The organism is Acinetobacter sp. UBA2063, from assembly GCF_002333245.1.
Lineage (GTDB): Bacteria > Pseudomonadota > Gammaproteobacteria > Pseudomonadales > Moraxellaceae > Acinetobacter > Acinetobacter parvus.
The window spans coordinates 1-6533 of sequence record NZ_DDAH01000240.1 but is presented as its reverse complement, the minus strand read 5'-3'; the positions used below and the strand labels follow the sequence as shown (position 1 = coordinate 6533).

Annotated in this window: 4 protein-coding genes and 2 pseudogenes; all 6 read left to right on the top strand. The window is 42.5% G+C overall.

Annotation, left to right across the window (positions count from 1 at the left end):
* Nucleotides 1-767: pseudogene (locus B4H32_RS11490) on the top strand (DNA polymerase III subunit gamma/tau); the annotation flags it as partial.
* A 187-nt stretch (nucleotides 768-954) separates the two neighbouring features.
* Nucleotides 955-1590 (top strand): vWA domain-containing protein, encoded by a 636-nt coding sequence (locus tag B4H32_RS11485; RefSeq protein ID WP_286803159.1) that lies wholly within the window; start codon nucleotides 955-957, stop codon nucleotides 1588-1590.
* Between the two features lie 34 nt (nucleotides 1591-1624).
* A complete protein-coding gene (locus B4H32_RS11480) occupies nucleotides 1625-2680 on the top strand; it encodes a TerY-C metal binding domain-containing protein (RefSeq protein ID WP_286803157.1) in 1056 nt (351 codons plus the stop codon).
* A 35-nt stretch (nucleotides 2681-2715) separates the two neighbouring features.
* Entirely contained in the window at nucleotides 2716-4554 is a 1839-nt protein-coding gene (locus B4H32_RS11475) for a PP2C family serine/threonine-protein phosphatase (protein WP_286803155.1), read from the top strand.
* Nucleotides 4547-6076, top strand: a complete 1530-nt coding sequence (locus tag B4H32_RS11470) for a helix-hairpin-helix domain-containing protein (protein WP_286803153.1) — start codon at nucleotides 4547-4549, stop codon at nucleotides 6074-6076. Before B4H32_RS11475 ends, B4H32_RS11470 begins: the two co-directional genes overlap by 8 nt.
* Nucleotides 6073-6533, top strand: a pseudogene (locus tag B4H32_RS11465) (carbamoylphosphate synthase large subunit); the annotation flags it as partial. The gene B4H32_RS11470 and the pseudogene B4H32_RS11465, both read left to right, overlap by 4 nt.

Sequence of the window (6533 nt, the reverse complement as noted above, 5' to 3'; positions counted from 1 at the left end):
AACCTGAACCTGAACCTGAACGCATCATTCAGAATGAAAATGTTATGGTTTTTGATGCAGCGGATGGGCAACTGATTGGGTTGGATCATTCAGCTATCCATCAGCAAAATGCTCATTCCAGTGAATTCAAAGAATCAGATGAGGTATTGATTTTTCCCGTAGAGGAACAAACTGAAGTTACACAAATCATCAATCAAGCACCTGAGCCAAACGTTAAGGCTGAACCTGAATTGTTTGAAGAAACATTTATTGCTACGGAACAGCAAATTGACAACCAATTTGCCATGCCTGTGGTTGATGTAGTTCAACAGGTTGAAACGATGCATTTGGCAGACCAAGCTAATCTCATGCCTCAAGATATTCTTAAACTTCGTGAACAGGTTTTGGAGGGTGAGTGGAATCTGGATAAATGGGAATACTGGTTTAGAAATAGTGAACTTTCGCCAGCCGTCCAGGAGTTGGCACAGCATGGCATCATGCAGGGGCATATTAATGGCTCATCTGTGTTTCATATTCCGCAGAAATACGAGGGCATGTTGTCACAATTAAGGCAGGCGTTGGAAGATGCACTTAAGTCACAGTGGCCGAATACGCAGTTTAATGTGCAATATCAAGATATTGATTCGATAACACCTTTTACCATGCAGGTCATGCGTAAGGAAAAGGCGTTTCATCGGGCTGTTGAGTTATTACAGCAGGAACCTACCATTAAAAGTTTAATTGAAACCTTTGATGGTGAGTTACAGAATATTCAACTCAAGTCCTGATGCTTGAGTCCCCTTAAATTTAATATTTGGCTTGTGGTTTCTATCTAACTGCCTGTTGCAAATACTTATTAAACATACAAAATTGTCTATTTATTTTAAGTAATTAAGGGCTGGTGCATAGTAGAACCAAAAAAATTATGTTAAAAAAAGAAAGCGAGTAATATACTGAAAATAAGGAAAAATAATAATGCGCCGTTTGCCTGTTTATATTTTATTGGATACTTCGGGGTCAATGCGAGGAGAGCCAATTCATTCCGTGAATGTTGGATTGCAGTCAATGCTTAGTGCATTACGGCAAGACCCTTATGCACTGGAAAGTGTGCATTTAAGTATTATTACCTTTGATTTAGAGGCAAAGGTCTATTTGCCACTGACCCCACTCGATCAGGTTCAATTGAACAATATTGATGTGCCAAGTGCAGGGGCAACCTTTATGGGCGCTGCTCTGGAGATGTTGGCAGAACAAGTGAGCCATCAAATTCAAAAAAGTAGCGATGAAATTAAAGGGGACTGGAGACCTTTATTATTTGTCATGACAGATGGCTCACCCTCAGATGTGTATGCATATCAGCAAGCAGTTCCTGTGATTCAGCAATTAAACTTTGCCAGTATTGTTGCCTGTGCGGCAGGGCCCAAAGCCAAAACTGAACATTTATTGCAACTGACAGATAAGGTTGTGGTATTGGACACCATGGATGCTGCGTCATTTTCAGGATTCTTCAAATGGGTATCGGCAAGTGTAGTGGCAGGCAGCAGCAGTGCAGGCATTTCAAGCTCGATTTCATTGCCACCACCACCGCCTGAAGTGCAACTGGTTTTATAGATAACAGTATAAATTATTAAGGATATTCAGTTAGATGCGCCGTTTACCTGTTTTTTTTGTGTTGGATTGTTCTGAATCCATGGTGGGGAAAAATATTGAGCAGATGCAGCAGGGTATCCAGCTTATCATGCAGCAATTACGCAAAGACCCTTATGCGCTGGAAACGGTATATGTCTCAGTGATTGCCTTTGCAGGAATTGTCCGAACCCTTGTGCCTTTGGTGGAAGTGTTTGCTTATTATCCAGTGAAATTACCTTTAGGTGGTGGTACACATCTAGGTAAGGCATTGGAACATTTAATGAATGAGTTTGATCGTCATTTGATCAAGACGACAACGGAAACCAAAGGTGACTGGAAGCCAGTCGTATATTTATTTACAGATGGGCGACCAACCGATGAATGCAAGGATGCCATTTATCGCTGGCAAAAAAAGTATGCTCGCCGTTGTACACTGATTGCACTGGAAATGGGGAAAAATGTCGATTATCACACTTTAAAGCAACTGACGGAACACTGTATAGCCTTTGATGAGTTGAATGAAAAGGATTTCCAAAAGTTCTTCCAATGGATCAGTGCCTCAGTCGTCGCGCAAAGTAAGAGTGTGGGAGATGGAGAACAGCAGCAACATCTACCGCCTTTGGATGAGCGCTATATGCGCCTGGTTAAAGATGTTCAGCCACGAACTTTGCTGGATGAGCTGTGCGCAACTTTTGTTGGTCGTTGTGGGAAGTTGAATCGCCCTTATTTGATGAAATTTGAACGTGAAATTCAGTATCAGGCCCCTAAAGACTTAGATATTAACCTTAATTTGTATCACTACCAACTGAAAGAGTGCTGCAAAATTGATGAGGATTATTTTACCTGGTCAGATCAAAGCCAACTCCAACAGCAAATCAATACCACTTTGCTTGAAGGCACGCCTGAGTGCCCACATTGTTTGGCAGAAACCGCATTTGCCATGTGTGGCTGTGGTCAATTAATGTGTTATGACGGTTTTAGTGAAGAAGTTAGTTGTCCGTGGTGCCGCCGTCAGGTGAGTTTTGGCTATGGCGGTTCGGATGGGTTTGATGTGCAGCGTGGTCGAGGCTAAGACATCTGTCTTAAAGGTAAAAGGAAATTTTGTTTATGCTTCAGCCATTAACACCAGAATTACAACAGGCTTTTGCTGATACATTGGCACAACTTTTAAGCAATACAACCCAGCCATCGACTCAGATGAAAGATCAGGAGTGGTGGCAGCAATGTCTACAAAATAAGCGTCTTTACAATGCCTACCATGATTTGGCAGAACAGCTTTATGATGTGTTGGGGGTTCAACTGGAACAATTGCCAGACTTTCAGGGATGTTTGTTACAACAGATATTGCAACAGGGACGTTTGCCGATTTATGCGTCTGTGCAAAATAGCCCATGTGAAAAGCATGGGTTGTCAAAAAATGCTGTAGAATCTCTGGGCTTTTATCCACAGCCTGATACCGTTCAAGCAGAATCTGTGCACCTTGAATCAGAACAGAAACAACCTTTGACAGCACCAAATAATGACAATCAATCCATATTATCCGAAATGACAGATTTGTCTGAATCTAATTCGGTTGAGCCTACACATTTACCGTTGGCCGTAACGACTCCAATCATTGAAAAACAATCCAGCCCTATTCCAGACAATGCCTCAACATCCCTGCAAACTGGGGTAAAAACGGTGAAAAAAATGCCTCACTTTCAGATTCCCAACGCTAGAGTGGGACAGGACTATCAAGCCAGCATTCAAATGCAACATCCCGTGAAACAGGATGTACAGATTCATCATGAAAGTGTCAGGATTCCTGAAAATCTGGGTATTTGTTTTGATGCAGTGACACAGCAACTTTCAGGCATACCCACACAGGCAGGTGAATTTAAACTCATTTTTCAATATAAAACGGCAAATGAGCAGGCAGGATGGTTGTCAGGGGAAGTCACGTTTATTGTCACGGCTGACCCACGTAGTTTATGGCAGGTGAATGAGCCTGATCCAAATGCGATGTATTGGAAAGCAAATAATCGTTGTCAATTGATTAAGGCGGCAGATTTTAATATTGCTGCGTGTAGTCAGCGAGGACGTTCACATGAACATGCAGGAACGTTCCGTGATGATGACTTTTTTATTGCACAGGTCGCGGATAGTAATTGGTCGGTATTGGTTGTGGCAGATGGTGCAGGAAGTGCCGAATTTTCCCGTGAGGGGTCGAGGGTTGCTGTGAATACTGTTGGCGAGTATTTAAAAGCTTTCATGCAAAAACAATCAGGTGAATCTGACCGATTGCTGGCACAGTGGCAAATCGGAGCCAATGATGATCCTGAAACCAAAAATGCAGCGCATCAGTTAGGCAATCAATTTAGTGATGCGTTTTATTCAGCCGTAACAGAAGCCATTGAACAAATTGAACATGAAGCCACTCGACAAGGTGTTGCTTCTAAATTGTTTGCTACAACATTATTGTTTGCAGTGGTACGGCAACAAGACAATAAAACCTTTATAAGTAGTTTTTGGGTCGGTGATGGAGCGATTGCAGTTTATGGTAAGGACCGCGTGCGGTTAATGGGTAAACCTGATGGGGGGGAATTTGCAGGACAAACCCGCTTTTTAGATTATGGTTGTTTGCTGCGAGATTTTAAACAGCGAGTCCATATTGGCTATTTTGATGACGCTCAGGCAGTAATTCTCATGACTGATGGGATTTCTGATCCGCGTTTTGAAACGGATGCAGGGCTGGAAAATCAACAAAAATGGCAGGCACTTTGGCAAGAAATTGAACCACACTTACAACAGGAAAAACCTGAACAGGCTTTACTGGAATGGTCAAAATTCTTTAGTGCAGGACATCATGATGATCGAACATTGGCGATTTTATGGCAAATGCTACAAGATGATCAAATAAGTAATATGACTGTACCAGATGACTCAGTAGGGGTGGTAGATGAGTAAAGTCATTCAATGTCAAACGCTCGATGGCCGTCCAATCGCTTTTGTAGATGAAGTGATTGGTTCGGGTGCGATGAAAGATGTATATTTTTCTCCTGATAAATCTTATGTGGTGTGTTTTTTTAGCAAGGAAAAAAACCATTTTTATCAGTCTCAGGCTGAACTGGAACGGCAGAAAGATCGGTTAAAAGAAATTGTGGGTAATAAATGGCAAGGTATTTTTAACGGTGCGGGTGGTGATTACTGGAAAAATGTATTTTGCTGGCCTGATGGTTTGGTGGAATACAATGGTTTGCTAGGGATTACAGCACCTACTTATCAAAAACCATTTTTCTTTGAGTTTGGTTCTAAAAATAATGATTTTTTAGGGATTAAAGGGAAAGAAAAAGAGGGAAAATGGTTTGCGAGTGCCAATAACCAGAACCGCTTTCTGGATGAACGGGAAAAAGGCACATGGCTAAACTATCTCAAGATTTGTATTTTAATTGCGCGTGCAGTGCGCCGTATGCATGCGGCTGGTTTGGCCCACTCCGATTTGTCGTATAAAAATATTTTGATTGACCCTGTCATGGGGCGTGCTTGCGTCATTGATGTTGATGGTTTGGTTGTGCCAGGCAAATATCCGCCTGATGTGGTGGGAACACCAGATTTTATTGCGCCTGAAGTGGTGATGACCAACCATCTTAAAAAAGATGATCCCCAACGGCATTTGCCCAATATCATGACGGATCGTCATGCTTTGGCTGTGCTGATTTATATGTATTTGCTCTATCGCCATCCATTACGTGGTGGCAAAGTACACGATGTCAATGACCCACAAAAAGATGAAAATCTGGCAATGGGTGAAAAAGCATTATTTATTGAACACCCAACGGATGCAAGTAATCGGGTTAAAGTGGCGCAGGTTCGTCCGAGTGCCTTGCCATGGGCAGATCCCGAAAAAATTCCATTTACGGTGACAGGGCCGTATTTAAAGAAACTCTTTCTACAGAGTTTTGTTACAGGTTTACATCAACCGCAGCAGCGTCCATCTGCCAATGACTGGGAAACGGCGTTGGTGAAAACGGTTGATTTAATGCAGCCATGCCTAAATTCAGATTGTGGTCAAAAATGGTATGTATTTGACAACAGCACCAAACCTGTATGCCCATTTTGTGGCACGGCATTTCAGGGGAAATTGCCTGTATTAAACCTATATTCGGCACGCAGAGAGGGTAACTTTAGGCCTGATAATCATCGTTTGATGGTCTGGACAGGCCAATCAATTTATCAATGGCATGCCAATAACTTAATTGCGCCAAATGAACGTTTAAGTGTAGAGCAAACCAAACGGGTGGGTTATTTTATTTTCCATCAACAGCAATGGTGGCTGGTTAATGAGAATTTACCTGAACTGATGGATGTGGCAAGCAAAGAGATTATTCCGATAGGTGGAAAAATTGAATTGACCGATGGCAAGCAGATTTTATTGTCACGCCAAGATGGCGGACGCTTAGTGGTTGTACAAATGGTGGAATGTGAATGAATGCAACTTTACAAGTGATGGGAACAAATACAGAAATGAATATCGTTGAAAACTCTATTGGAATCTGGTTTACCCAGGCCCATTCCTGTCAGCGAGATTTAATTTTGGCAGCAAAACATACACCTTTTAATCTGCCTATTCATGTGGTGGCCTCCCATCCCGATTGGCGGCCTGAAATCACATCTGTTGCAGATATTGCGTTACAGGAGCCTGCCGTTGCTGAGCGCGTGGAGTGGGTGCTACAACAGGCACAGCGCCTAAAGGTAAAGCTAATTATTGCAGGGCGTTTTGGACGAATTTATCTGGAACAGAAACACCGTTTTGAGGCTTTGGGCATTCGGATTATGGCTGGCTGCGATCACATGGAGCAGATTGCCCAATTACATGATAAATCAGTATTTACCCAAACCTGTTTAGACCATCAGATTGCGGTTGTCCCTGCCACCACTGTATATCA

Coding starts and splice junctions, on each gene's coding strand:
- B4H32_RS11480 (WP_286803157.1), top strand. CDS start 1,625: ATGCGCCGTTTACCTGTTTTTTTTGTGTTGGATTGTTCTGAATCCATG.
- B4H32_RS11475 (WP_286803155.1), top strand. CDS start 2,716: ATGCTTCAGCCATTAACACCAGAATTACAACAGGCTTTTGCTGATACA.
- B4H32_RS11485 (WP_286803159.1), top strand. CDS start 955: ATGCGCCGTTTGCCTGTTTATATTTTATTGGATACTTCGGGGTCAATG.
- B4H32_RS11470 (WP_286803153.1), top strand. CDS start 4,547: ATGAGTAAAGTCATTCAATGTCAAACGCTCGATGGCCGTCCAATCGCT.